Source organism: Pseudomonas sp. 22082 (assembly GCF_052046055.1).
GTDB classification, from domain to species: Bacteria; Pseudomonadota; Gammaproteobacteria; order Pseudomonadales; family Pseudomonadaceae; genus Aquipseudomonas; species Aquipseudomonas pharyngis.
The window spans coordinates 125,548-149,811 of record NZ_JBQEQB010000010.1; the positions used below are offsets into that span (position 1 = coordinate 125,548).

The 24,264-nt window shown below is 61.7% G+C and carries 27 protein-coding genes; 16 read left to right on the forward strand and 11 right to left on the reverse strand.

Annotated features, from left to right (window positions below; all coding sequences use genetic code 11):
- Positions 1-31 precede the first annotated feature (31 nt).
- Together ACTJK9_RS14115 and ACTJK9_RS14120 are read left to right on the forward strand one after the other, a co-directional pair.
- Positions 32-958, forward strand: coding sequence for a LysR substrate-binding domain-containing protein (locus ACTJK9_RS14115; protein WP_085611604.1), 927 nt, complete (start codon positions 32-34; stop codon positions 956-958).
- 57 nt (positions 959-1,015) lie between these two features.
- Positions 1,016-1,381: a 5-carboxymethyl-2-hydroxymuconate Delta-isomerase gene (locus ACTJK9_RS14120; RefSeq protein WP_085611603.1), complete on the forward strand. Its 366-nt coding sequence runs from the start codon at positions 1,016-1,018 to the stop codon at positions 1,379-1,381.
- Positions 1,382-1,384: 3 nt separating this feature from the next.
- Here ACTJK9_RS14120 and ACTJK9_RS14125 read toward each other — a convergent pair whose 3' ends face one another.
- The gene (locus ACTJK9_RS14125; RefSeq protein WP_064594151.1) at positions 1,385-2,320 is read right to left on the reverse strand and encodes a LysR family transcriptional regulator; all 936 of its coding nucleotides are present in this window, start codon (positions 2,318-2,320) and stop codon (positions 1,385-1,387) included.
- A gap of 198 nt (positions 2,321-2,518) precedes the next feature.
- On the reverse strand, positions 2,519-3,703 hold the full coding sequence (locus tag ACTJK9_RS14130; protein ID WP_440814450.1) for a cyanate transporter: 1,185 nt from the start codon (positions 3,701-3,703) through the stop codon (positions 2,519-2,521).
- A gap of 298 nt (positions 3,704-4,001) precedes the next feature.
- On the opposite strand from ACTJK9_RS14130, the gene ACTJK9_RS14135 reads away from it, so the two are divergent.
- From ACTJK9_RS14135 to ACTJK9_RS14150, 4 genes are all read left to right on the forward strand, one after another.
- Positions 4,002-5,651 (forward strand): phosphoethanolamine transferase, encoded by a 1,650-nt coding sequence (locus ACTJK9_RS14135; protein ID WP_440814453.1) that lies wholly within the window; start codon positions 4,002-4,004, stop codon positions 5,649-5,651.
- A gap of 130 nt (positions 5,652-5,781) precedes the next feature.
- Positions 5,782-6,915 carry a ribonuclease D gene (rnd, locus tag ACTJK9_RS14140; protein ID WP_039772643.1) on the forward strand — a complete coding sequence of 378 codons (1,134 nt, stop codon included), beginning with the start codon at positions 5,782-5,784 and terminating at the stop codon, positions 6,913-6,915.
- Positions 6,912-7,205, forward strand: coding sequence for a YcgL domain-containing protein (locus tag ACTJK9_RS14145; RefSeq protein WP_007958052.1), 294 nt, complete (start codon positions 6,912-6,914; stop codon positions 7,203-7,205). The genes rnd and ACTJK9_RS14145 overlap by 4 nt, the downstream gene beginning before the upstream one ends.
- 106 nt (positions 7,206-7,311) lie before the next feature.
- Positions 7,312-8,244 carry a D-2-hydroxyacid dehydrogenase gene (locus ACTJK9_RS14150; RefSeq protein ID WP_440814457.1) on the forward strand — a complete coding sequence of 311 codons (933 nt, stop codon included), beginning with the start codon at positions 7,312-7,314 and terminating at the stop codon, positions 8,242-8,244.
- A 98-nt stretch (positions 8,245-8,342) separates the two neighbouring features.
- Here the strand turns inward: ACTJK9_RS14150 and ACTJK9_RS14155 are convergent, their stop codons facing one another.
- Entirely contained in the window at positions 8,343-8,936 is a 594-nt protein-coding gene (locus tag ACTJK9_RS14155; protein ID WP_102717527.1) for a nitroreductase family protein, read from the reverse strand.
- Between the two features lie 279 nt (positions 8,937-9,215).
- Between ACTJK9_RS14155 and ACTJK9_RS14160 the strand changes: the two genes are divergently transcribed.
- Both ACTJK9_RS14160 and ACTJK9_RS14165 read left to right on the forward strand, forming a co-directional pair.
- Positions 9,216-9,665 (forward strand): YcgN family cysteine cluster protein, encoded by a 450-nt coding sequence (locus ACTJK9_RS14160; RefSeq protein WP_085611599.1) that lies wholly within the window; start codon positions 9,216-9,218, stop codon positions 9,663-9,665.
- 20 nt (positions 9,666-9,685) lie between these two features.
- On the forward strand, positions 9,686-10,915 hold the full coding sequence (locus tag ACTJK9_RS14165; RefSeq protein WP_085611598.1) for a hypothetical protein: 1,230 nt from the start codon (positions 9,686-9,688) through the stop codon (positions 10,913-10,915).
- A gap of 3 nt (positions 10,916-10,918) precedes the next feature.
- On the opposite strand, the gene ACTJK9_RS14170 is transcribed toward ACTJK9_RS14165, so the two are convergent.
- The 4 genes from ACTJK9_RS14170 to ACTJK9_RS14185 all read right to left on the reverse strand — a co-directional run bounded on the left by ACTJK9_RS14170 (position 10,919) and on the right by ACTJK9_RS14185 (position 13,143).
- Positions 10,919-11,296: a YgaP family membrane protein gene (locus tag ACTJK9_RS14170; protein WP_039772634.1), complete on the reverse strand. Its 378-nt coding sequence runs from the start codon at positions 11,294-11,296 to the stop codon at positions 10,919-10,921.
- Positions 11,297-11,377: 81 nt separating this feature from the next.
- A complete protein-coding gene (locus ACTJK9_RS14175) occupies positions 11,378-11,848 on the reverse strand; it encodes an RNA methyltransferase (protein WP_007958066.1) in 471 nt (156 codons plus the stop codon).
- A 188-nt stretch (positions 11,849-12,036) separates the two neighbouring features.
- The gene (locus ACTJK9_RS14180; protein WP_007944009.1) at positions 12,037-12,408 is read right to left on the reverse strand and encodes a YajD family HNH nuclease; all 372 of its coding nucleotides are present in this window, start codon (positions 12,406-12,408) and stop codon (positions 12,037-12,039) included.
- A 48-nt stretch (positions 12,409-12,456) separates the two neighbouring features.
- Positions 12,457-13,143: a hypothetical protein gene (locus ACTJK9_RS14185; RefSeq protein ID WP_011332930.1), complete on the reverse strand. Its 687-nt coding sequence runs from the start codon at positions 13,141-13,143 to the stop codon at positions 12,457-12,459.
- Positions 13,144-13,223: 80 nt separating this feature from the next.
- Between ACTJK9_RS14185 and ACTJK9_RS14190 the strand changes: the two genes are divergently transcribed.
- Positions 13,224-13,508 (forward strand): hypothetical protein, encoded by a 285-nt coding sequence (locus ACTJK9_RS14190; protein WP_064594163.1) that lies wholly within the window; start codon positions 13,224-13,226, stop codon positions 13,506-13,508.
- Here the strand turns inward: ACTJK9_RS14190 and ACTJK9_RS14195 are convergent.
- Together ACTJK9_RS14195 and ACTJK9_RS14200 are read right to left on the reverse strand one after the other, a co-directional pair.
- Positions 13,505-13,978 carry a cyclic nucleotide-binding domain-containing protein gene (locus ACTJK9_RS14195; RefSeq protein WP_007956482.1) on the reverse strand — a complete coding sequence of 158 codons (474 nt, stop codon included), beginning with the start codon at positions 13,976-13,978 and terminating at the stop codon, positions 13,505-13,507. The two genes, ACTJK9_RS14190 and ACTJK9_RS14195, sit on opposite strands and share 4 nt — an antisense overlap.
- Positions 13,979-14,086: 108 nt before the next feature.
- Entirely contained in the window at positions 14,087-16,141 is a 2,055-nt protein-coding gene (locus tag ACTJK9_RS14200) for a S9 family peptidase (protein WP_440814464.1), read from the reverse strand.
- Between the two features lie 99 nt (positions 16,142-16,240).
- On the opposite strand from ACTJK9_RS14200, the gene ACTJK9_RS14205 reads away from it, so the two are divergent.
- The 3 genes from ACTJK9_RS14205 to ACTJK9_RS14215 are packed head-to-tail and all read left to right on the forward strand — an operon-like array spanning position 16,241 to position 18,090.
- The gene (locus tag ACTJK9_RS14205) at positions 16,241-16,741 is read left to right on the forward strand and encodes a hypothetical protein (protein ID WP_039772625.1); all 501 of its coding nucleotides are present in this window, start codon (positions 16,241-16,243) and stop codon (positions 16,739-16,741) included.
- Between the two features lie 16 nt (positions 16,742-16,757).
- Positions 16,758-17,534, forward strand: a complete 777-nt coding sequence (locus ACTJK9_RS14210; RefSeq protein WP_025110635.1) for a class II glutamine amidotransferase — start codon at positions 16,758-16,760, stop codon at positions 17,532-17,534.
- 13 nt (positions 17,535-17,547) lie between these two features.
- Positions 17,548-18,090 carry a DUF2937 family protein gene (locus ACTJK9_RS14215; protein WP_011332934.1) on the forward strand — a complete coding sequence of 181 codons (543 nt, stop codon included), beginning with the start codon at positions 17,548-17,550 and terminating at the stop codon, positions 18,088-18,090.
- Between the two features lie 81 nt (positions 18,091-18,171).
- Here ACTJK9_RS14215 and ACTJK9_RS14220 read toward each other — a convergent pair whose 3' ends face one another.
- A complete protein-coding gene (locus tag ACTJK9_RS14220) occupies positions 18,172-19,083 on the reverse strand; it encodes a LysR family transcriptional regulator (protein ID WP_440814467.1) in 912 nt (303 codons plus the stop codon).
- A 146-nt stretch (positions 19,084-19,229) separates the two neighbouring features.
- Between ACTJK9_RS14220 and ACTJK9_RS14225 the strand changes: the two genes are divergently transcribed.
- The 4 genes from ACTJK9_RS14225 (at position 19,230) to ACTJK9_RS14240 (ending at position 22,950) form a co-directional block, all read left to right on the forward strand.
- A complete protein-coding gene (locus tag ACTJK9_RS14225; protein ID WP_064594172.1) occupies positions 19,230-20,516 on the forward strand; it encodes an MFS transporter in 1,287 nt (428 codons plus the stop codon).
- Positions 20,517-20,582: 66 nt separating this feature from the next.
- The gene (locus tag ACTJK9_RS14230; RefSeq protein ID WP_064600711.1) at positions 20,583-21,335 is read left to right on the forward strand and encodes a 5-oxoprolinase subunit PxpA; all 753 of its coding nucleotides are present in this window, start codon (positions 20,583-20,585) and stop codon (positions 21,333-21,335) included.
- Positions 21,332-22,036: a 5-oxoprolinase subunit PxpB gene (gene pxpB / locus ACTJK9_RS14235; protein WP_221398929.1), complete on the forward strand. Its 705-nt coding sequence runs from the start codon at positions 21,332-21,334 to the stop codon at positions 22,034-22,036. The genes ACTJK9_RS14230 and pxpB overlap by 4 nt, the downstream gene beginning before the upstream one ends.
- Complete coding sequence (locus ACTJK9_RS14240; protein ID WP_221398930.1) at positions 22,033-22,950, forward strand: biotin-dependent carboxyltransferase family protein; 918 nt, start codon at positions 22,033-22,035, stop codon at positions 22,948-22,950. Before pxpB ends, ACTJK9_RS14240 begins: the two co-directional genes overlap by 4 nt.
- A gap of 126 nt (positions 22,951-23,076) precedes the next feature.
- On the opposite strand, the gene ACTJK9_RS14245 is transcribed toward ACTJK9_RS14240, so the two are convergent.
- A complete protein-coding gene (locus ACTJK9_RS14245; protein ID WP_016771218.1) occupies positions 23,077-24,255 on the reverse strand; it encodes a vWA domain-containing protein in 1,179 nt (392 codons plus the stop codon).
- Between the last annotated feature and the right edge of the window lie 9 nt (positions 24,256-24,264).

The window sequence follows — 24,264 nt, forward strand, 5'->3', positions numbered from 1 at the left end:
CTGCCGCCATCTGGGGATCGGGGGGCAATGGATGAACCGCAATGAACTTCGCAAGGCCGACATCAACCTGATGGTGGTGTTCGAGACCTTGATGCTCGAACGCAACGTGACGCGGGCCGCCGAGAAGCTGTTTCTCGGCCAGCCGACGATCAGCTCGGCGCTCAACCGTCTGCGCACCCTGCTTAACGATCCGTTGTTCATTCGCGTTGGCCATCGCATGGAGCCGACTGCCCGTGCCGAAGACATTTATCGCCATCTCAAGCCCGCGCTCGATTCTCTGTCGGTGGCGCTGAGCCTGACTCGTGATTTCGACCCCGCCGTCAGCACCATGACGTTTCGCATCGGCCTGTCGGACGACGTCGAATTCGGCCTGCTGCCGCCGCTGTTGCGCGCCTTGCGTCAGGAGGCGCCGAGCGTGGTGTTCGTCGTACAGCATGTCGATTACTGGCGGATTCCCGACTTGCTGGCGGCGGGCGATATCACCGTCGGCATCAGCCAGACCCGCGGCCTTCCGGCCAATGCCAAGCGCAAATTGTTGCGACACATTCAGCCGAGCATCCTGCGTGCCGACAAGTCCGACACGCCGCTGACCCTCGATGAATATTGCGCACGTCCTCACGTGCTGGTTTCCCACACCGCCAATGTCAGTGGCTACGCCGATGAGTGGCTGGCGGACATCGGTCGCACCCGTCAGGTGGTGCTGTCGGTGCCGCAGTACAGTTCGTTGCCGGCGCTGTTGGCCGGCACCGACCTGATCGCCAGCCTGCCGGATTACACCGCCGACGCCATGGCCGCTTCCGGGTTCTTGTTCAAGGAGCCGTTCCCGTTCAAGACCCCGACCCTCGACCTGTCGATGGTCTGGCTCAGCCACGTCGACAGCGATCCGGCGGAGCGCTGGCTGCGTTCGCGGCTGGAGCAATTCATGAGTGAGCGGCCGGTGATGTCGTCGTTGGAGTGAGTCAGACGATGCTGTGTTATATGTACGACCTTTCTGCCGAACCGCTGGAGCACCGAGATGCCACATCTGCACCTGGAATACACCGCCAACCTGCCGCAACTGAACGCCGACGTGGCGTTGATCCGGCTCAACAACACGCTGGTGGGTTCCGGTCAATTCTCGGCGGAGTTCGATATCAAGAGTCGTGCCACCAAGGTTGAAACCTTCAAGGTCGGTACCGCCATGAACGAGCGCGCCTTTGTGGCGGTAAGGCTGGCGCTGCTCAGCGGTCGTTCCTCGGAGATCAAGACGCAACTGTCGCAGAGCCTGTTGGCGGTATTGCAGGATCTGTGTGAATGGCCGGCCGGGGTTGAGGTGCAGTTGAGTGTGGAGCTGCTCGACATTGACCGCGGGGGCTACAACAAGATCGCCATCGGCGTGTAGAACTCAGGCCGTTTCCAGTTCCGCGCAGGTCTTGATGACCTGCTCGCGCAGCCAGAGGTTGGCGCTGTCCTGATCGACGTTGTGGCTCCACTGCATGTCGAGGGTGAACCCAGGCAGGCCGTTCGGCGCCTCGCAGTGATTGAACACCGCGTCGTTGGTCAGTAAACGCTGAATGCGCCGGGGCAGGGTCAGGATGAAATCGGTGCCGGTGATCATCTTCAACGCCGCGCTGTAACTGTTGGAGCGGGCGACGATCTGGCGTTTCTGCGCCTGGCGCGCCAGCCAGCCATCGACCATGTTGGTGGTCGACGTCCACGGTGTCGGGAACACATGCCGGCGTTCGGTGAAGGCTTGCAGGCTCAGGCGCGGTTCCAGCGGCGTGGCGCGTTTGTCGAACACGCAGACCAGGTCATCTTCCAGCAGCATGCGTGATTTCAGATCGGCGTGGCTGCGATGGAAGTGCGGGCCGAAGCAGATCACCAGATCGAGGCTGCCGTCGCGCAACTCTTCGACCGGCACGTCGGTTTCGAACTTGTGCATGTTGACCATCACCGGCAAGTCATCGAAGTCGAAGCGCTTCAACATTCGCGGCAGGATCAGTTGTTCGAAGTATTCCGGGGCGCAGATGTTGAAGGTCACCGGTTGCGCCATCGGGTCGAAGGTCGGGGCGCCGGCGTGGCACAGGTTGATGCTTTCGAGGATTTTCTGCACATGGCCATACATGCTGCTGGCCTTGTAGGTCGGGCGCATGCCCGTGCGGGTGTTGACGAACAATTCGTCTTCGAAGCTGGTGCGCAGTTTTTTCAGGCAGTAACTGACAGTGGACTGACTGACGAACAGCGCCTCCGAGACGTCGGTGACGCTGCTTTGCTCATACACGGCGACAAACACCATGAGATCCTGCATGTCGAGCTTTCTAAGCAAGTTACTGTTCAGCATCCGTTCTGTCTCGCTGTGCTCCTTGCGCCGAATCCGCGCAAACGTGTGCGCATGATCGTAACGGAACGATGGTGCCAGGAGAAAGCCCTGTAGGACGTTTCACGGTCAGTTGTGGGACAGAAAGTTTTAGTAACACGACGTGCCCAATCAAACCCGGCAAAGATGGCCAGAAGCCTTTATCCAGACGGGTCTGCCAGATTAACCCATGTGCCGCGCGTAATGCCGCGGGTTGAAACGCAGCACCATCAGCAGCATCAGCGCCATCACTGCCGTCAGTGACCACCACGCCCACTCGAAGCTGCCCAGTCGATCGCGAACCACGCCGGCCATCAGGGGCGAGAGCCCGGCAATCAGATAGCCGATGCCTTGTACAAATGCGGTCAGCCCGCCGGCTCGTTGCGGTTCGTCGAGGTGATCGAGGGATACGATCAGGCTCATCGGGAACAGTCCGCCGATGCCCAGCCCGAGCAGGCAGGGCCACAGCAGGCTCAGGTGCTGCGGGCTGAGGATCAGACCCAGGAATCCGGCGATGATCAATCCGAGCAGAGCGCCGAGCACCAGGCGTCGGTCACGGCTGCGATTGGCGATGGCTGGCACCACCAGGCCGGAAATCACCTCCATGGCCGTCAGAAAACCCAGCATCAGGCCGGCGTTTTGTTCGCTCCAGCCTTTTTCCACGTAGTACGGCGCCAACCAGGCGAGCACGCAGGTGTAGGACGCGGTGCCCAGACCGAAGAAGATCGCGAGCAACCAGGCGCGGGAATTCGTCAAGAAAGATTCTTTTCTGACGACGGTCCGGATGGTGTCCGGTGACGTGGCGCGGGTTGTCCACCACACAGGAATGGCGAGCAGTGCCAAAACCGCCCAGACCGCCAGACCTGCCCGCCAGTTGCCGGTCTGCATCAACACCCACGGTGCAAACGAAGCCGCCAGCGCCGCGCCGCCCATGATCGAGGTGACGTAAAGCCCCATGCACAGCGCCACGTTGTCGGGAAACCGCGATTTGATCAGCGCTGGCATCAAGGCCTGGATCAGTGCAATGCCGATCCCGGCCAGCACGGCGCTGGCGATCAATCCGCCCGCCGAGTCGAGAAACAACCGCGACAGCGTTGGCACGCCAATGATCAGCAACGACAGCAGCACCGTGCGTTGTTCACCAAGGCGCTGGCTGACCGCCATGCCGAAGAACATCGCCAGCCCCATCGCCATCACCGGCAGCAGCGTCAGCAACGCTGCGAGGCTGAAACTCAGCGGCATATCGCCGCGAATGGCCGAGAGCAAGGGCCCGACCGCCGCCATCGACGGGCGCAGGTTGAGGGCGACCAGGATGATGCCGAGCATCAGCCAGAGGGCGGGGCGGGCAGCGGCGCGAACGTTTTCCATCTTCAAACCTTTGAACCAGAGACTGTCGATTAGGCGGGCAGGCGAGCGGGGCGGCAAATCAGAAAGTCGGGAGCGCTATCGAGAAATTCGATACGGCGTTTTCGTTGCCCGCGACTGAACCACAGCTGAACCATTCTCAAATACACCGAAAGTTTCATGGTTGTTTCATGTGCCAACTAATCGTTGGCTTCTTTTTCACAAAAAATTGATGGTTGCCTGCATAAAGTTTGTGTGGTCTGAGTCAATGAAATTTTCACAATTGACGACGGCACTTATTTCAAGGAAATCGCCCCTCGCCATGTTCAAGTTAAAAGCCGTGCGCCCGGAATGGGTGACGTTGTTTGCCAGCGCCTTTCTTTTGACCGGATTCAATTTCGTTCTCTGGCAACACCTGTTCGACATCACCGCTGCGGACGGCAAGGGCATTGCCATGCGTATTGCGTTCGGGGTGATGATCTTCGCGGCATATAACATCGTGTTGACGTTGCTGGCGTTTCGACCCGTATTGAAACCCGTATTGACGTTGTTGTTCATGGTCAGTGCCGGCGTGGCGTATTTCATGAGCCAATACGGGGTCATGATCGATGCCGGCATGTTTCGCAACTTTGCCGAAACCAATGCCACGGAAGTTCGCGACCTGCTGTCTTTGAAGTTGCTGGCTTATATCGTTTTTCTGGGTGTCTTGCCGTCCTGGTTGTTATGGAAAGTTCCAGTCAACTATCGTCGCTGGCATCGCGAGTTATTAAGCAAAGTTGTGGTGAGTGTCGCGTCGGTTGCCGTCATTGGCGGCGTGGCGCTGGCCAACTATCAGGGGTTGTCCTCGCTGTTTCGCAATCACCACGAAATTCGCCTGATGCTGGTGCCGAGCAACTACATCGGTGCTTCGGCCGGTTATCTGCGCGAGCAGGTGGCTTCGGCGCAGCAACCGTTTGTCATGATCGGCGAAGACGCCCAGCGCAATGCCGCCGTGCAGAACCATCCGCGCAAATCCCTGACGGTGCTGGTGGTGGGGGAGAGTGCCCGGGCGGAAAACTTCGGCATCCTCGGTTATGGCCGCGACACCACGCCGAAACTGGACAAGGAAGCCGGCCTGATCGCCTTCACCGACGTGCATTCCTGCGGCACGGAAACCGCCGTGTCGGTGCCGTGCATGTTCTCCAACATGGGCCGCAAGGATTACGACGCCAGCAAGGCGAAGAATGAGGAAGGGCTGCTGGACGTGCTCAAGCGTGCCGGGATCGACGTGATCTGGCGCGACAATCAGTCCGGCTGCAAGGGCACCTGCGATCGCGTCACCCTGCAGGACGTCAGCAATCTGAAAGACCCGGCGCTGTGCGCCAACAGCGAATGCCGCGACGAAATCCTCTTGCAAGGCCTGCAAAGCTTTATCGATCACCTGGACAAGGACACCGTACTGGTCCTGCACCAGATGGGCAGCCACGGCCCGGAGTATTTCAAGCGTTATCCAAAGGAATACGAGCACTTCACCCCGGTATGTGAAAGCAACGCGCTGAACAATTGCAGCCGCGAGAGCATCGTCAACGGGTACGACAATACGCTGGTGTACACCGACCATGTGTTGTCGAGCCTGATCGACGTACTGCGCAGCAATCAGGACAAGGTCGATACCGCCATGCTGTACCTGTCCGACCATGGCGAATCCCTGGGCGAATACAACCTGTTCCTCCACGGCACGCCGTACATGCTGGCGCCGGAGCAACAGAAACACGTAGCGATGCTGGCGTGGTTCTCCGACAGCTATCAGAAGTCCTACTCGGTCGACACCCATTGCCTGCAAATGAGCCGCGACAAGCCGCTGAGCCAGGACAATCTGTTCCACTCGATGCTCGGACTGCTGGAAGTGCAGAGCAAGGTCTACCAGCAGGATCTGGACATGTTTGCCGGCTGCCGGGGCGCGGTGATCGACGGCGTGTTGGCCAAGGACTGAGCCGGCAGACTCACTCTGTAAGACTATTCTTTCCCTCAGGCAGGAGATTTCATCAAGCTCTTGCCCTGTAGAGGCGCGGAAAGCGCCGGTGGCGATATATACTGCGCGCCATTCTTGAAGGGAGAGCCGTGTGGCCATCGATATTCACTGGATTCGCGACAACGATAGCCTCGCGCAGTTTTGCGCCGAGTGGCAGCAGCTGCCGTTCGTTGCCCTCGACACCGAATTCATGCGGGTCGACACCTTCTACCCGATTGCCGGGCTGTTGCAGGTCGGCGACGGCAAACGCGCCTACCTGATCGACCCGCTGACCATCAACGCCTGGCAACCCTTGGCCGCGTTGCTGGAAAACCCGGCGGTGCTCAAAGTCCTGCACGCCTGCAGCGAAGACCTTGAAGTCCTGCTGCGCCTGACCGGCAGCCTGCCGGCGCCGCTGTTCGACACGCAACTGGCCGCTGCCTACCTGAACCTCGGGTTCTCGATGGGCTATTCGCGTCTGGTGCAGGAAGTGCTCGGCATCGAACTGCCGAAGGGTGAAACCCGTTCCGACTGGCTGCAGCGTCCGTTGTCCGACACGCAAATCAGCTATGCCGCCGAAGACGCCGTGCATCTGGCGGAGGTTTTCGTACAACTGCGTCCGAAACTGTCCGACGACAAATACGCCTGGGTGCTGGAGGACGGCGCCGAACTGGTCGCCAACCTGCGCCGCGAAACCGATCCGTACGAGGTGTATCGCGAGGCCAAACTGGCGTGGAAACTGTCCCGCGCCCAACTGGCCGTGCTGCGTGAGCTGTGTGCCTGGCGTGAACGCGAAGCCCGCGCCCGCGACTTGCCGCGCAACCGCATCGTGCGTGAGCATTCCCTGTGGCCGCTGGCCCGGACCCAACCGGACAACCTCAGCGCGCTGGGCAAGATCGAAGACATGCACCCGCGTACCGTGCGTCAGGACGGCGAGTTTCTGCTTGATCTGATCAAGCGCTCTGGCAGTGTGGGGCCTGATCAATGGCCGCCAGCCGTGCCGGAGCCGTTGCCGATCGAAGCCGCCGCGCTGATCAAACAGCTGCGGGCGCTCGGTCAGGCTGAAGCGGAACGTCTGGGCATCGCGCCGGAACTGATGCTGCGCAAGAAAACCCTCGAAGCGCTGGTCAAAAGCGGCTTCCCCGAGGGCCCTTACCAATTGCCTGATTCGCTGCGTGGCTGGCGCCGCGAATTGATGGGCCAGAAGCTGCTCGACAGCCTGGCCACCGCCGGAGAACAGCCTTGAAACGTATTTGTTCCATTTATCAAAGTTCGAAGAAAAGCGGCATGTACCTGTACGTGCTCAAGAGCGATGCGCTGGAGCGCGTGCCGGAAGGCCTGATGGCGGCGTTCGGCAAGGCCAAGCATTCCTTCGATCTGGTGCTGACCCCCGAGCGCAAGCTGGCCAGCGAAGACATCGCCGTGGTCCTGGAAAACCTCGAAAAGCAGGGCTATCACCTGCAAATGCCACCGGCCGAGGAAGAGTACATCGAGCACTTGCCCGAAGAGTTGCTGCGACGCAACGACCCGGTCTGATCCGCGAGGCCCCGTCCTGGGCCTCTGGTAACCCCTGGAACGGTTTTTACGGCGACGGCTGCCACGAAGTGGACGGCCGCCTGCACGGTTTGCGAAAGGTTTGAAGATGCGCGTTCTGATTGCTGAACACGACCACGCGATATACGCCCGACTGCTGCGTCAGGCGGCCCCCGAGCTTGAAGTGCTGACCAGTGGCGACTCCGCCGAACTGGCTCGCCAGGCTGCTGATTGCCCGGTGTGGCTGGGCCAGCCGGATCTGTTGGCGACCCTGTTGCGTCAGGGCCACGAGCCACAATGGCTGCAATCGACCTGGGCGGGCATCACGCCGCTGCTGGCCGACGGCCTGCGCCGGGATTACCGCCTGACCCGGGCGGTCGGCATTTTCGGTCAGGTCATGGCCGAGTACGTGCTGACCTACATGCTCGGCCACGAGCGCGAAGTGCTGGCGCGGCTGGTCAGCCAGGTCGAGCGCAAGTGGGACAACCGCACCGGCCAGAGTCTGGTCGGACGAAAGGTGCTGATCGTCGGCACCGGTGACATCGGCCAGAGCGTGGCGCAGTTCCTGCTGCCGTTCGGCGTCGAGTTGTACGGCATCGCCAGCAGCGCCCGCGAACAGGCGCCGTTTATCGAAGTCGGTTCTATGGCGGACTTGCCGCGTCTGGTCGGCGAGGTGGATTACGTGGTCAATCTGCTGCCCAACACCGAGCACACCCACGACATCTATGACGCTGCGCTGTTCAAGCAATTCAAGCCGACCGGGTTGTTCATCAACGCCGGGCGCGGTGTGGCGGTGGTCGATGCAGATCTGGTCGAAGCATTGAAGGAAGGCCATCTGGCCGGCGCGGTGATCGACGTCTGCCGTCAGGAGCCGCTGCCGCAACGGCACCCATTCTGGACCGCGTGGGGCTTGCTGCTGACCGGGCACAGTTCGGCGCCGACCTCGCCGCCGATGATGGTGCAGTTGTTTCTGGATAACTTGCGGGCGTATCAGGCGGGAGAGGCGTTGCGCGGGGAAGTGGATTTCGCACGCGGTTACTGATTCACCGCAGTGAAAAATGTGGAAGCGGGCTTGCTCGCGAAAGCGGTTTGNCCTCTTCGCGAGCAAGCCCGCTCCCACAGTTCGTTTTGCAGTGTGGCTTAGAGGGTGAAGTCGCCTTCAGCCGCCAGTTCGCTCAGCGGACGACGCGGGCTCGGCGTTTCCCGTGCTTGCAGGTAATCCGCCAGGGTTGCCTTGTCCCCCAGCTTGCCCACCGCCACGGCGGCATGCAGCGCGTAACCTTGCGGAATGTTCAGCTCCTTGCGGGTCAGCTCCTGATCGAAGCCGGCCATGCCGTGGGTGTGCCAGCCGCTCAGGCTCGCTTGCAGTGCCAGATGGCCCCACGCCGAACCGGTGTCGAAGGTGTGCCACAGCGCTGGCGTTTCCTCGGTCGCACCCGGTGCGGTGAAGGTGGTTTTCGAAATCACGATCACCAGCGCCGAAGCGTGCTGTGCCCAGCTGCGGTTGAATTCATTGAGCAGGCCCAGGTAACGCTCCCAGTTGGGCGTGTCGCGACGGGCGTAGAGAAAACGCCACGGCTGCGAGTTGTATGCCGATGGCGCCCAGCGTGCAGCTTCGAAGAAGCTCAGCAGGGTTTCTTCCGGGATCGCTTCGCCGGTGAAGGCGCGGGGCGACCAGCGATCGGTGAACTGCGGGTGAATGGCGTATTCGGCAACGCGAGGGTTGGCACTCATCGAAAGATTCCTTGCTACGTTTGAGGACAGGTTGGAAGCGAAACCCGGCGGGATCAGTTGGGCTGAACGATGGGGTTGTGGCGCAAGCCTGCAGTTCACCGGATGCGACGCGGTCGAGCGTTAATGGCATCCGGCAAAGGCCTGGTGTGACCGGCAAAGCTACTTGGCCGTGCAAAAACTGACAAGCCCCGCACAACCGGCAGTCGCCAGCGCTTGGATCACGGGGCCTTGGGCACTAGACTGGCGGCCTTTTCACCACCTGATGTTGATGCTTGAGCCATGGCCGCCAAAGTCGAACCGTTCTGGATACGCAAAACCCTCGATCAACTCGATCACGAGGAATGGGAATCGCTGTGCGACGGTTGCGGTCTGTGCTGCCTGCAAAAGCTCGAGGATGAAGAAGACAACAGCGTCTATTACACGCGCATCGCCTGCAAACTGCTGGACCTGAAAACCTGCCAGTGCAGCGATTACCCGAACCGCATGCAGTTTGTCCCGGACTGCATTCAGCTCACTCCGGGCCAGGCCGAAGCGTTCAAATGGCTGCCGCCGACCTGCGGTTATCGGCTGGTCAGCGAAGGCAAGGACCTGCCGCTGTGGCATCACCTGGTCTGCGGTGATCGCGACGCGGTGCACCACGAACGGATTTCCCAGTCCGGGCGCATGCTCGCCGAAGGCAGCGTGCCGGAAGACGACTGGGAAGATCACCTGATTTTCCGCGCAGGTTAACGATTGACCAAGGAGCAGGTATGGCGACGGGATTGCGCCGGGCGCTGATCGTCACGCTGCTGGCGCTGAGTGCGCCGGTGTGGGCGGCGAAGAAAGTCGATCTGGATTATCAGGTACGCCTGCTGCCGCAGAGCGATCAGGCCGAAGTGCGCCTGACCCTCGCCAAGGGCGAAGCGGTGCGCAGCCTGGATTTCGACCTCGGCGATGGCAGCCACTACAGCGACTTCAAGGCCGACGGCCAGTGGCAACTGACGCCGGGCAAACCGGCGCGCGGGGTCTGGCGCCCGACGGCGGACAAGGCCAGCCTGACCTACCGCGTACGCATCAGCCACGGCCGCAAGAACGGCAGCTTCGACACGCGCATGACCCCGACCTGGGCGCTGATGCGTGGCGATGAACTGGTGCCGCCAGCCAGGCTCGATCAGCAGGACGGCATCGAGCTGGTCGCGCGCCTGCACTTCGAATTGCCCGACGGCTGGAAGAGCGTCGAAACCGCCTGGCCGCGCATCGGCAAGAACAAATTCCGTATCGACAATCCGTCACGCCTGTTCGACCGCCCGACCGGCTGGATGCTCGCCGGCCACCTCGGCAGCCGCCGCACGCGGTTGGGGGAAACCGAAGTCACCGTGGCCTCGCCGCAAGGGCAGGGCATGCGCCGGATGGACGTGCTGACGCTGCTGACGTTCGTTTGGCCACAGGTGCAGGCGGTGTTTCCCCGCCATCCGAGCAAACTGCTGATTGTCGGCGCCAACGACCCGATGTGGCGCGGCAGTCTGGCGGCGCGGGAGTCGATCTACCTCAACACACGGTTGCCGCTGGTCAGCGAAAGCGGCAGCAGCGCACTGGTGCGCGAGCTGGCGCAGGTGTTCGGACGGATCAACGACGAGCAGCGCAGCGACTGGATCAGCGAAGGGTTCGCCGAGTATTACGCCATTGAACTGGTGCGCCGTGCCGGCGGCATGAGTGACGAGCGTTATCAGAGCTTGCAGGCGAAACTGACCAAGGACAGTCAGAAAGTCACGACCCTGCGCGGCGAGCAGATCAGCCCGGCGCAGCTGTCGAAAGCGGTGTTGCTATTGCAGGAGCTGGACGGCGAGATTCGCCTGAAGACCCGCAACAAGCGCTCGCTGGATGATGTCCTGCGCGGGGCGATGCATCTGGGGACGGTGGACACCAAAGAGTTTGTGCAACTCGCCGAAAGCGTTCTCGGCGAGTCGTCCAAGGTCCTTGATAGCGGGTTGCTTCGGTAGCGGTCAAACCCCGGCTTTCGGCGATTTCACCGAGTCATTGCCGGTCACGGTGGCGGTGTTGGTCGCCGCCTCGGCATTGGCCTTGAGCTTGCTCAGCTCTTCACCGGCCCGCTCGATCTTCGCCCGCACGTTGTTCATGTCCTGACGGCTTTTCTCCAGCAGGCTTTTCACCGAGCTGTGGCCGGTGATGCCGCGGGCCATGGCCACGCCGCCAATCGCCACCTGAATCAGCCCGAATACGCCGCCACGGCGCAGGCCCTTGCCGACCATGATCACGCCGCCGGCCAGCGAACCGATGCGCTCCCAGCCTTCGACGTTCTGCTCGGGACGGCTCTGAAACGGGGTGGATTCGATACGTTCGACGCGTTTGAGCTCGGTCATGATCTTTCTCCAGGCAATGAGTAATGGATAAACAAGCTGACTGCGCAGGCGGTCAGCTCGTTCCATCGGATGTGCGGCGTTTCAGCGGAATTTCGGTCCGGAGCGGGTGTTCAGGCCTTTGGCCATGCGGTCGTAGAGCACGACGTTGACCGTGGCGGCGAGGTTCATGCAACCGGTGGTCGGGATGTACACGACGTCTTCGCACCAGTCGCGGATCTCCTGATCCAGCGAGCCGTCTTCGGGGCCGAAGATGTACAGGGCGCGATCCGGGTGAGTGTATTCCGGCAGCGGGCGGGCGCCGTCGACCAGTTCCACGGCAACCGGGACGCAGTTGAGCGGCAGGATCTTTTTCAGGTCGTCGATGCCGATCAGCGGGATGTCGTAGTGCACGCGCTTGGTGTCGGTGACGAAATCGGCGGCGCGCTCATAGCGCTTGCCGGTGTAGAACACGGTCGACACGCCGTAGCAGCCTGCGGCGCGCATCACCGAACCGACGTTTTCCGGTGATTTGGGGTTATACAAACCAATGCAGCTGTACCGTTTGTCTGCCACGAGCGGGGTGCCTTCGGGAAAAGAGGGCGATTATACGGGGATTGGGGGAGGGCGGGCAGATTCAGGACAGATCGTTCCCACGCTCTGCGTGGGAATGCCTCAATGGACGCTCTGCGTCCGCTTTGGGACGCGGAGCGTCCCGGGCTGCATTCCCACGCGGAGCGTGGGAACGATCAGAGTTGGGGAACTCAGTCTTCTTTCTTCATCAGCCCGGCCAGCGCCGCAAACGGATTGTGTGTGGCCTTGGCGATTTTCGGCGTGCTCAGCGAGCCTTCGCCGAAGTACTGCTGGTCGGTGTAGCGCGAGTGTTCGTTGTCGTGGCAGTACAGGCACAGCAGCTCCCAGTTGGAACCGTCCTGCGGGTTGTTGTCGTGGTTGTGGTCGCGGTGATGCACGGTCAGCTCGCTCAGGCGCTTGCCGGAAAACTCACGAGCGCAGCGGCCGCAAACGTGCGGGTACATCTTCAGGGCCTTGTCGCGGTAGCCCATTTCCTTGTCGCGCTGGTTGTCGGCGAGGATGCGATCCAGCTTCGAGGTGTTGGTCGGGGTGGACGAACTCATGGGTTCACCTTTGCAGAAGACTAATGACGGTTATGACGCAAGTTTAGCTCAGCCCTTGAGCTTCTCGGCAATCCAGATTGTGTGGCGCGTGCCCTTGTTGCCGTGGGCGAAGACCTGGACTTCCTCGGCCTTGAAACCGGCCTTCTTCAATTTGTCGGAAAACTGCCGGTCGGCACTGGCCGACCACACCGCCAGCACGCCTTTGGGCCGCATCGCTTTGGCGCAGGCGGCCAGGCCTGCGGCGGAATACAGCCAGCTATTGGCCTTCTGGGTCAGGCCTTCGGGGCCATTGTCGACATCGAGCATGATCGCGTCGAAGCCGTTCGGCTCACTTTGCAGCACCTTGGCTACGTCTTCCTGACGGATCACCGTGCGCGGGTCGAGCAGCGGGCGCCCGGACTTTTCACCGAGCGGGCCGCGATTCCACTCGACCACGCCGGGTACCAGCTCGGCGACCACCACTTCGGCGCTCTTGCCCAGATGCTTGAGCGCGGAGGCGAGGGTGAAACCCATGCCCAGGCCACCGATCAGCACGCGCGAGTTCGGCCGGCCGGCGACCTTGCGACACGGGATCTCGGCCAGCGCGTCTTCGGAACCGTGCATGCGGGTGTTCATCAATTGGCCGCCGTCGCCGCCCTGGATCTTGATGACGAAGTCCTCGCCATACTCGAACAGGCACAGGGCGCCACCGTTGTCAGGGATCGGCGTGGTGTCGAGCAGAACGAAACGTTTCATGGAAATCTCTACAGGGGGGGAAGGCAAGCCGGCGCGTTGGGAGTAGCCTGAAGGCAGACTTCAGGCCAACGGAGCCCTTGATGAAGCGCACCATTCTAACGGTCATTACCCTGGCCGCGCTCTCGATAACTGCCGGACAGGCGCAACAGACGATTCCCGTCAGCCCCACACCGCAACCGGGCTCGCCCGGCACCGCGACGCCAACCCCGTATCCGCAGATCAGCCCGGTGCCGATTCCCAAGGCCGGCCCCGGCAGTGGCGGCCCGCCGCTGGTGCCGATCGAAATGCCCAGCCCGCCGACCAAGGATCAGCCATTGCCGGGCCTGGAACAGAACGACAGCAAACCCAAATCCCCGGGGGGCTAGATCTGCTGGGCGGCGAGCTGGCCGTCGGCCATGCGCAGGCGTTTGGAGAGGGAGACGGCGAGGGCGCGGATGATCTTGGCGGCGATCTTCGGTGCGTCGTTGAGCATTTTTTCCAGCGAATCCTTGCCGAGGTTGAGCAACTGACAGTTGCTCGCCGCCACACAAGTCGCTGAACGGCGTTCGCCGTCGAGCACGGCCATTTCACCGAACGCCCGGCCGCTGCGCAGGGTGGCCATGGTCACGACCTGGCCGTCGCCACCGGTTTTCTGCACGGCCACCTGGCCGGTGTGGATGATGCACATGAAACTGCCGGCATCGCCTTCGCGAAAGATCGCTTCGCCTTCAGCCACGGTGCTGATGCTGAAGTAGCCCGAAGCGGCGGCGAAATCCGCCAGTTGCAATTGATCGAACAGGCCGCAGTCCATCAGCCAGTCGCGGATTTCGTTGTTCAGTAGGGTTGGTTCTGACATGTCATGCGGTCTTTTTGTTGTGTCGGGTGGCAGGCTCGCCACCGGGGGCCGATCTGCTTATCGGCTCCCGGTGCCCGGAATTAAGACCTGACTGACCGGCGGAGTTCCTCAGGCAATGCCCAGAACCTTGAAAACAAATGCATATTCGAGCGCTACGTCACGTAATCCCTGATAACGCCCGCTCATGCCGCCGTGGCCGGCGCCCAGTTCGGTCTTGAGCAGCAATGGATTGTCATCGGTCTTGGTCGCACGCAACTTCGCCACCCACTTGGCCGCTTCCCAATATTGCACGCGGCTGTCGTTGTAGCCGGCGATCACCAGTGTTGCGGGATACGCCTGTGCAGTGACGTTTTCGTACGGCGCATAGGCCTTGATCCGCTCGTAGACCTCCGGCTCTTCGGGATTGCCCCACTCGTCGTATTCGGTGACGGTCAGCGGCAGGTCCGGGTCGAGCATGGTGTTGAGCACGTCGACGAATGGCACTTCGGCAATCGCCACACCGAACAGGTCCGGACGCTGGTTGAGCACCGCGCCGATCAGCAGGCCACCGGCGCTGCCACCACTGATCGCCAGCTGTGGCGCGGTGGTAATGCCGTTGAGGATCAGGAATTCGGCGCAGGCAATGAAGTCGCTGAAGGTGTTGTGCTTGTGCTCCTGCTTGCCGGCGCGGTACCACGCTTCGCCCAGTTCACCGCCGCCGCGCACGTGGGCGATGGCGAACGCCATGCCGCGATCCAGCAGGCTCAGCCGCGCGTGGGAGAACCACGGATCGAGGCTCGAACCGTAGGCGCCGTAACCGTACAGGTACAGCGGGACTGGTTTGCCAACCATTTCCCGTTTCATCACCAGGCTGATCGGCACCTGGGTGCCGTCCGGCGCGGTCGCCCACAGGCGCTGACTGACGTAGGCGTCGGCGTCGAACGGGCCGAGCACCGGGGTTTCCTTGAGCACAGTCTGTTCGCCGGTGGCGAGGATCAATTGCCGAACCTGAGCCGGACGGTTCAGCGCTTCATAGCGCAGGCGAATGCGGTCGCTTTCGAATTCCAGGCTGTTTTGCACATAGAGGCTGTAGGCCGCGTCCGGCAATTGCACGCGATAAGGCGCCAGACCGTGTGGGCGAACTTCGATGATCGGCAGACCACCTTCGCGCAGGCTCAGCGTCAGGGCTTCGGCGTTGAGGGTCACGCCATCGAGCATCACCGAATCGCTGTGCGGGATCAGGTTCTGCCAGTCGGCTTCGCTCGGTGCAATGCCGGTGTCCGGCGCCTGATACAGGGCGAAGTTGATGCCGTCGCGGTTGGTGCGGATGAACCAGGTCCATTCGCCATCGAGTTTGCCGTGATCGACGTCGTATTCGTGATCCTCGACCCGTGGCGCCAGGCAAGTGAATGGCTGGTGCGGCTGATGGGCGTCCAGCGCCCAGACTTCGCTGGTGGTCTTGCTGCCCAACGACAACAGCAGTTGTTGCTCGGAGCTGGCGCGGTAGCAATGCAGGAAGAAACGCCCGTCCGGCTCGTGGAAGACCTCTTCGGCGGCGGTGCCGTCCAGACGATAGCGGAACAGTTTGTGCGGGCGATGGGTGTCGTCGAGCACGCCGAAGAACAGGGTCAGGCTGTCGTTGGCCCAGGTCATGCTGCCGTCGCAATCCTGGAATTCCAGTTCGCTGACACGCTCGCTGGATAATTCCTTCACGAACAGCGTGTAAATCTCGTCGCCCGAGGCGTCGACGCTGTAGGCCAGACGCTGGTGATCCGGGCTGATGCTGAAGGCGCCGAGGGAGAAAAAGCCGCCGTTGGCCAGAGCGTTCGGATCGAGCAGCAGTTGTTCGCGGCTTTCGTCGAGGGTCAGGCTGTCGTCGGCCGGACGCGGGCAGCGGTAGTGACGGGCATATTCGTCACCCGCTGTGGTGCGGGTGTAATACAGGTACGGGCCCCATGGCGAGGGAAGGGAAAGGTCGGTTTCGAGGATCCGGCCCTTGATCTCTTCGAACAGGGTTTCGCGCAGTTCGGCCTGATCGGCGGTCTGTGCCTGCTGGTAGTCGTTTTCAGCCTTGAGGTAGTCGAGCACCGCGTCGGTGTCGCGTTCCTGCAGCCAGGCGTACGGGTCGTGACCGGCGGCCTTGTGGGCAATCGGGGCGCTGCTGACGTTGGCGGATACGGGCATGGAAAGCTCTCGGACATGACAAATAAGGGCCGCACGGACGGCAGGGAAGCCTGACGTGCGAAAAGTCGTTACTATAAGCGCCTCTTTGCCTGCCTTGCCATGGACACCATGACCGAGAACGACTATCTGATCGCCTGGGGCCTTTACGCCTTTGCCGCCGTGGGCTGCCTGCTGGTGTGGATGCGCATGACCCGCTGGATGTGGCGCTGGCTGCGTGAGCCGCTGCGTGTGCTGATGGCGGTGTTGCTGTTCAGCCCGACCATCATTGACCCGGTGAAGGAAAAATTCGCCCCGGCCATCGCCATCACGGCGCTGGATCTGGCGTTCAAGGTCGGCAACAACGCCTGGCGCGCCATTTCCGAACTGCTCATGTACGCCATGATCGCATTCGGCCTGTACCTGATTTTCGTGCTGATCCGCCTGCCGATCGAACGCGCCTCCAAGGCCCGCCGGGAGCAGGCTGAAGCCGCCCGCGCAGCGGCCCGTGCCGATGACGAGCGCGACGCCGATCAACCGTTCGGCGGTGCCGGCGATGACCGCTACGGTCGCCCGCCGGTGCCGAGCAATCCGCAGCGCATGCGGGTCGAGCCGCGTCTGTAATCACGAGAGTCCGCACATGTGTGAATTACTGGGCATGAGTGCCAACGTGCCGACCGACATCGTGTTCAGCTTCACCGGGCTGATGCAGCGCGGCGGTCGCACCGGGCCACATCGCGACGGCTGGGGCATTGCCTTCTACGAAGGGCGCGGGTTGCGCCTGTTCCAGGACCCGGCGGCCAGCAGCGAATCGGAAGTGGCCAATCTGGTGCAGCGCTATCCGATCAAGAGCGAAGTGGTCATCGGCCATATCCGTCAGGCCAACGTCGGCAAGGTCTGCCTGTCCAACACCCACCCGTTCGTCCGCGAACTGTGGGGGCGCAACTGGTGCTTCGCGCACAACGGTCAACTCGCCGATTTCACCCCGATCAAGAGTTTCTACCGTCCGGTCGGCGATACCGACAGCGAAGCGGCGTTCTGCGATTTGCTCAATCGGGTACGTGCAGCGTTTCCGGAACCGGTCGATATAGAAGTGCTGCTGCCGGATCTGGTCGCGGCCTGCGCCGAATATCGCAGCAAAGGCGTGTTCAACTGCTTGCTCAGCGACGGCGACTGGCTGTTCTGCTATTGCTCGACCAAACTGGCGCAGATCACCCGACGCGCACCGTTTGGCCCGGCGCGGCTCAAGGATGTCGATGTGATTGTCGACTTCCAGGCCGAAACCACGCCCAACGACGTGGTCACGGTGATTGCCACCGAACCCTTGACCGAAAACGAAACCTGGACCCGCTACGAACCGGGCCAATGGAGCCTGTGGCGACGCGGCGAATGCGTCAGCCAGGGCACGACCGAATAAGGATTGCACCCCCATGTTGCTCAGTTATCTACGGCTGGTGTTGTTTGCGGCGGGCCTGTTGATCGGTGTCCAGGTGCCGGGCTTCATCAACGATTACGCCAAGCGGGTCGAAGCGCACCTGATCGAGGCGCAGACCGGTCTGCGCGGCTTCCAGGGCACCGCCGAGCAGTTTTTCAAGGGTGATATCCAGGCGCTGGTCGCCCACTATCGAGCCAGCGAAGATCCGGTGTTTCGCAGCGATGCCGACAGCCTGAGCACCTTGCTCAACCGTCAGCTGGCGCTGGACAAGCAATTCCAGGCGATGCAGGGCCCGTGGTACATCCGCTTCCTGCAAGTGGTGCTGGCCGCCGACCCGGACATCCGCAAGGAAACCTGGAATGGCTACAGCTACCAGATCCTGCTGACGCCGGAAGCGATGATCTGGGGCATGAGCGGCGCGATGTTGCTGTCGTTCGGCCTTGAATGCCTGTTCCGTCTGATCGACTGGGTGGTGCTGGGCGGCAAGCGCCTGCGCCAGAGCCGGCCGATCGAAGACCGGGATGTGCGCGGGCTCTGAGCCTCAACGGATGCTCCGCGTTCGGCTTGCCAGGGACGCGGAGCGTCCCGGGCTGCATTCCCACGCAGAGCGTGGGAATGATCAACTTAGAACGATGTAATCCGTACCTACCTTGCGCGCATATTCCTCCAGCACCTGCTGACACAGCGTCACAATCTCCTCGACCCATTCCACACCGACCCGCCACGACACCACCACCTGCAGGTTCGGCGGACGCTGTTCGATGTCAAGCAGGGTCAATTCCCCTCGCGCCAGTTCCTCGGCCACCAGCAACGGCGGCAACGCGCCAATGCCGAAGCCGTCGCGCAACAGACGGGTGATCGCCGACACCGAATTCACACAGTTCAAGCGTGGCGCCAGCACGCCCTGGGTCTGCATCAGCGCCAGAATGTCCTGATGCGGCCGGGAGTTTTTCGAGTAGGTGATGATCCGTTCCTGCGCCAGGTCGGCGAGGCTTTGGTAGTCGCGGTTGTAGATCGAATGGCTGGCGACGATCCAGCCGATCGGGTGGCTGGCCAGCTCCAGGCTGCGCACGCTTTCCTGGCGCACCAGGTCGGTTTGCAGGATCAAATCGAGAAAGCCTTTTTGCAGCTGATCGCAGAGGTTCAGCGAGGTATCCGCCACCAGCTCGATTTCCACCCGAGGGTACAGATCGGTCATCTGCGCCACCAGCGGGCTGAGCCAGGTGTGGATCACCGTGTCCATCACGCCGATACGTACCCGGCCGACCTTGCTCGATCGGGTCTCGATCGACTGCTTCAGCGCCTGCATCGTGTCGAGCATCTGCTCGGCATAGTCCAGCACTTTCAAACCTTCGGGCGTCAGACTGACGCCGCGTGAGTCACGCAGGAACAGCTTCACCCCGAGCTCGCCTTCGAGTACTGCAATCCGGCTGGAAATCGAAGCCTGGGTGGTGAACAGCTTGTCGGCGGTCAGGCGAAAACTTTTCAGCCGGGCGACCCAGACGAAGGTTTCGAGAAACTTCAGGTTCATGGCAACAAATTTTTCTTATGTCTTGGGCGGGTTTTTATTCGTTGGACGCGACCGGGTGACGCACCCAAGAATCGACGCATCCGGTTCCCACGATAGGCGTCGTCGGAGCTTCGAACAAGACCAATAAAAGCCTGCGGAGACATGCCATGAGTGCGCCCGACACCCTCGACCTCCCCAAGACCGCGGCCCGTCCCGGCCCATTCGACTGGTATCGCAACATCAATCAGCAGGAGCGCCGGACCTTCTGGAGCTGCAAGATCGGCTACGGTCTGGACGGCATGGACACCCAGATGCTCAGCTTCGTGGTGCCGACCCTGATCGCGATGTGGGGCATCACCACCGGCGAAGCCGGCCTGATTCACACCAGTACCCTGATCGCTTCGGCCATCGGCGGCTGGGTGGCGGGGATTCTCTCCGACCGCATCGGCCGCGTGCGCACCCTGCAACTGACGGTGCTGTGGTTTGCCTTCTTCACTTTCCTCTGCGGCTTCGCTCAAAACTACGAACAGCTGCTGATCGCCCGCACACTGATGGGCTTCGGTTTCGGCGGCGAGTGGACGGCTGGCGCAGTGCTGATCGGTGAAGTGATCCGCGCAAAGGATCGCGGCAAAGCGGTGGGCATGGTGCAATCCGGCTGGGCGCTGGGTTGGGGGCTGACGGCGATTCTCTATGCGCTGCTGTTCTCGGTACTGCCGCCGGAGGATGCCTGGCGCGCACTGTTTATCCTCGGCATCGTGCCGGCGGTGTTCGTGATTTTTGTCCGGCGTCTGGTGAAAGATCCGGAGATTTATCGCGAAGCCAAAGCCAAGCAAACCCCGGACAGCCCGTCGAAGTTCTACGAGATCTTCGCCCCCGGCATGCTCTTCACCACGATTCGCGCCTCGTTGCTGACCACCGGCGCCCTCGGCGGTTATTACGCGATCACCTCCTGGCTGCCGACTTTTCTGAAGAACGAACGCGGCTTGAGCGTACTCGGCACCGGCGGTTATCTGGCGATGGTGATCATTGGTTCCTACGTCGGTTATGTGATCAGCGCCTATTTGACCGACCTGCTGGGCCGCAAGAAGAACTTCATCCTGTTCGCGGTCGGCTCGTTCACCATCGTTCTGCTCTACACCCAATTACCGGTCAGCAATGGCGTGATGCTGTGGTTGGGCTTTCCGCTGGGCTTTTTTGCCTCGGGGATTTTCAGTGGCATGGGAGCGTTTCTCACCGAACTGTTCCCGACCCGGATTCGCGGCTCGGGGCAGGGCTTCTGCTACAACATCGGCCGGGCACTGGCGGCGTTGTTCCCGCTGTTGATCGGGTTGCTCAGCCAGAAAGTGCCGCTGAGTGTAGGCATCGGTGCCTTTGCGGCAGTGTCCTACGGCGTGGTGATCCTCGCGGCGTTGAGCCTGCCGGAAACCCGTGGCAAACAACTGGACGCGCAGTAACTGATAACCTGCGGGACACTGCCTGTCCCACAGCAAAAAAAGAAAAGAACTACAGGAGTGTTCACCGTGAGCCGCCTGCTATTGAACTGTGACATCGGCGAGAGCTTCGGCAGCTGGACCATGGGTCTGGATGCGGAAGTCATGCCCTTCATCGACTGCGCCAACATTGCCTGCGGTTTTCACGCCGGCGACCCGAGCATCATGCGCAAGACCGTCAGCCTGGCCCTGAGCCACGGCGTGCAGATCGGTGCGCATCCGGCCTATCAGGATCTGGTGGGATTCGGCCGGCGTTCCATGGCCTACACCGCCCAGGAGCTGCAAGACATCCTGCATTACCAGATCGGTGCCCTCGACGGTATTTGTCGTGCCCAAGGCGGGCGGGTCAGTTACGTCAAACCCCACGGCGCGATGTACAACGACATGATGGCCAACCCGGCGCAGTTGCGGGCGGTGATTCAGGCCGTCGCGGCTTACGATCGCAGCCTGCCGCTGATGCTGATGGCCACCCGCGATAACACGGCAGCCCAGCAACTCGGCGACGAATACGGCGTGAGCCTGTGGTTCGAAGCCTTCGCCGACCGCGCCTACGACAGCGCCGGCCGACTGGTTTCGCGACAACTGCCGGGCGCGGTACACCACGATTCCGAAACCATTATCGGGCAGGCGCTGACCATCGCCCGTGGTGACAACCTCACCGCCAGCGACGGCAGCGCGCTGCACCTGCAAGCCAACACGCTGTGCGTACATGGCGACAACGCCAGTTCTGTGGCGGCCGTGCAGCGCATTCGTCAGGCTTTGAACGAGCAGAGCGCGCCATGAATCCGCGAGTGGAAGTGGTGGCACTGGATTGCCTGATGCTGCGCCTGTTCGATGAAATCGCCGAAGCCAACATGCCGTGGATGCTCGCCGCCAGTGAGCGGCTGCGCGCGGTGTTCGGCGAGCATTTGGTCGATCTGGTGCCGTCGTACACCACGTTGATGGTGCATTACGATCTGACCGCGTTGAGCCCGAATCAGGCGCGGGAGTTGATCGCCGAAGCGCTGATCGACCTGTCGCCGAATGCGCACACCGACGTCAAGTGTCATGTGTTGCCGGTGTGGTACGACCTGAGCGTCGGACCGGAATTGAGTCTGCTGTCACAACGCAGCGGTTTGGCGGTGGAAGAAGTGATCCGCCGTCACAGTGCTCGTGAATATCAGGTGTTCGCCCTAGGCTTTGCGCCGGGTTTCGCGTTCATGGGGCTGGTGGAAGAAATTCTCGCGGCACCACGTCTGAATACCCCACGCAAGAAAGTCGCCGCCGGCAGCGTCGGCATCGCCGAGCGGCAGACAGCGGCGTATCCGGTGGTGTCTCCCGGTGGCTGGAACCTGATCGGGCGTACGCCGGCAAAACTGTTCGACCGTGAACGCGATGGCTACAGCCTCATGCAGCCCGGCGATACCGTGCGTTTCGAAGCGGTGAGTCATGCCGAATTCATCCGTCTGGGCGGTGATGACACGCCTCTGGAGGCCCTGGCATGAGCCGACTGACGATTGAAGCGAGTACGCCGCTGTGCCTGTTGCAGGATGCCGGGCGGTTTGGCGTGCGGCATCTGGGCGTGACTCAGGGCGGCGCGGCGGACTGGCGGTCGATGGCCTGGGCCAACTGGCTGCTGGGCAATGACCTGGATCTGCCGGTGATCGAAATCACCCTCGGCGGGTTTACGGTGGTGGCGCAAGAGGATTGTCTGCTGGCAATGGCTGGCGCGGATCTTGGCGCGCAGATCGAAGGTGAGGGGTTGGCGCCGTGGCGCAGTTTCAAACTGCGCAAAGGGCAGACCTTGAAGTTCACTCAGCCGTTGCTGGGCGCGCGGGCCTATCTGGCGGCGCCCGGCGGTTTCAGTGCGCCGAAAGTGCTGGGCAGCAGTGCTACGGTGGTGCGTGAGGAGCTTGGCGGTCTTGATGGTTTTGGATTGCCGCTGGCCAAGGGCGCTTCGCTGAGTTATCAGGGCGAAACCCTGTTGGTGCGTGAGGTTCCGGCGGAGCATCGACCGGACCTGCGCCTCGACGCACCGCTCGATCTGGTGCTCGGCGCGCAAATCGGTCAGTTCAGCGGGCAGAGTCTGTTCGATGCCTTCAACCGTGCCTGGACGCTGGACAGTCGCGCCGATCGCATGGGTATTCGTCTGTTGGGCACGGCGTTGCAGTATCAGGGCAAACCGATGATTTCCGAGGGCATTCCTCTGGGTGCTGTGCAGGTTCCGCCGGACGGGCAGCCGATCGTGTTGCTCAATGATCGGCAGACGATTGGCGGCTATCCGCGATTGGGCGCGTTGACGCCGTTGGCGCTGGCTCGACTGGCGCAGTGTCTGCCGGGGGCGAAGGTCAGGTTGCGCCCGGTGGTGCAGGAAGTGGCGCACCGGGAGCATGTCGAATATCTGCGGCGCTTTACTTGATCGTTCCCACGTCGAGGCGTCGAACCGTCTGCGTGGGAATGCCGCTCGGGACGCTCCGCGTCCCAGTGACGCAGAGCGTCACTTGATACGTTCCCAGGCATACCGTTCGACGTGGGAAGAATCCGGTTACTTGGACAGAAACCGCATCCCTTCTTCCAGCCCGCGCAACGTCAGCGGATACATCTGGTCCTCGATCAAATCCCGCACGATATTGGTCGACGAGGTGTAGCCCCACGTATCTTTGGGGTACGGATTGATCCAGATGAGCTTCTTGTACTTCTCCATGAAGCGCTGCATCCACACGTAACCCGGCTCTTCGTTCCAGTGCTCGACGCTGCCGCCGGCCTGGGTGATTTCATAAGGCGCCATCGCGGCGTCACCGATGAAGATCACTTTGTAGTCAGCGCCATACTTGTGCAGCAGGTCCTGGGTCGACGTGCGCTCGGAAGTGCGGCGCATGTTGTTCTTCCACACCGATTCATAAATGAAGTTGTGGAAGTAGAAGTACTCCAGATGCTTGAACTCGGTCTTGCAGGCCGAGAACAGTTCCTCGCAGATCTTCACGTGGGCGTCCATCGAGCCGCCGATGTCGAACAGCAGCAACAGCTTCACCGTGTTGCGCCGTTCCGGGCGCATCTGGATGTTCAGCAGGCCGGCGTCCTTGGCGGTGTGGTCGATGGTGCCGTCGATGTCCAGTTCTTCCGCCGCGCCCTGACGCGCGAATTTGCGCAGGCGACGCAGGGCGACCTTGATGTTGCGGGTGCCCAGCTCCACGGAATCGTCGAGGTTCTTGTACTCGCGCTGATCCCAGACTTTCACCGCTTTGCCCTGGCGCTTGCCGGCATCGCCGACCCGGATGCCTTCCGGGTTGAAACCACCGGAGCCGAACGGGCTGGTGCCGCCGGTACCGATCCATTTGTTGCCGCCGGCGTGGCGTTCCTTCTGTTCTTCCAGGCGTTTCTTGAACTCTTCGATCAGCTTGTCCAGACCGCCGAGGGACTGGATCTGCGCGCGTTCCTCGTCGCTCAGCGAACGCTCGAATTCCTTGCGCAGCCAGTCTTCGGGGATCAGCGCCTGCAAGTGATCGTCGAGCTTTTCCAGGCCATTGAAGTAGGCGCCGAACGCACGGTCGAACTTGTCGAAATGCCGTTCGTCCTTCACCAGAATCGCCCGCGACAAGTAGTAGAACTCGTCCATGTCGGCGAAGGTCACGCGCTGTTTCAGCGCGTTGATCAGGTCGAGCAGCTCGCGCACCGACACCGGCACCTTGGCTGCACGCATTTCATTGAACAGGTTGAGCAACATGGCGTCAGC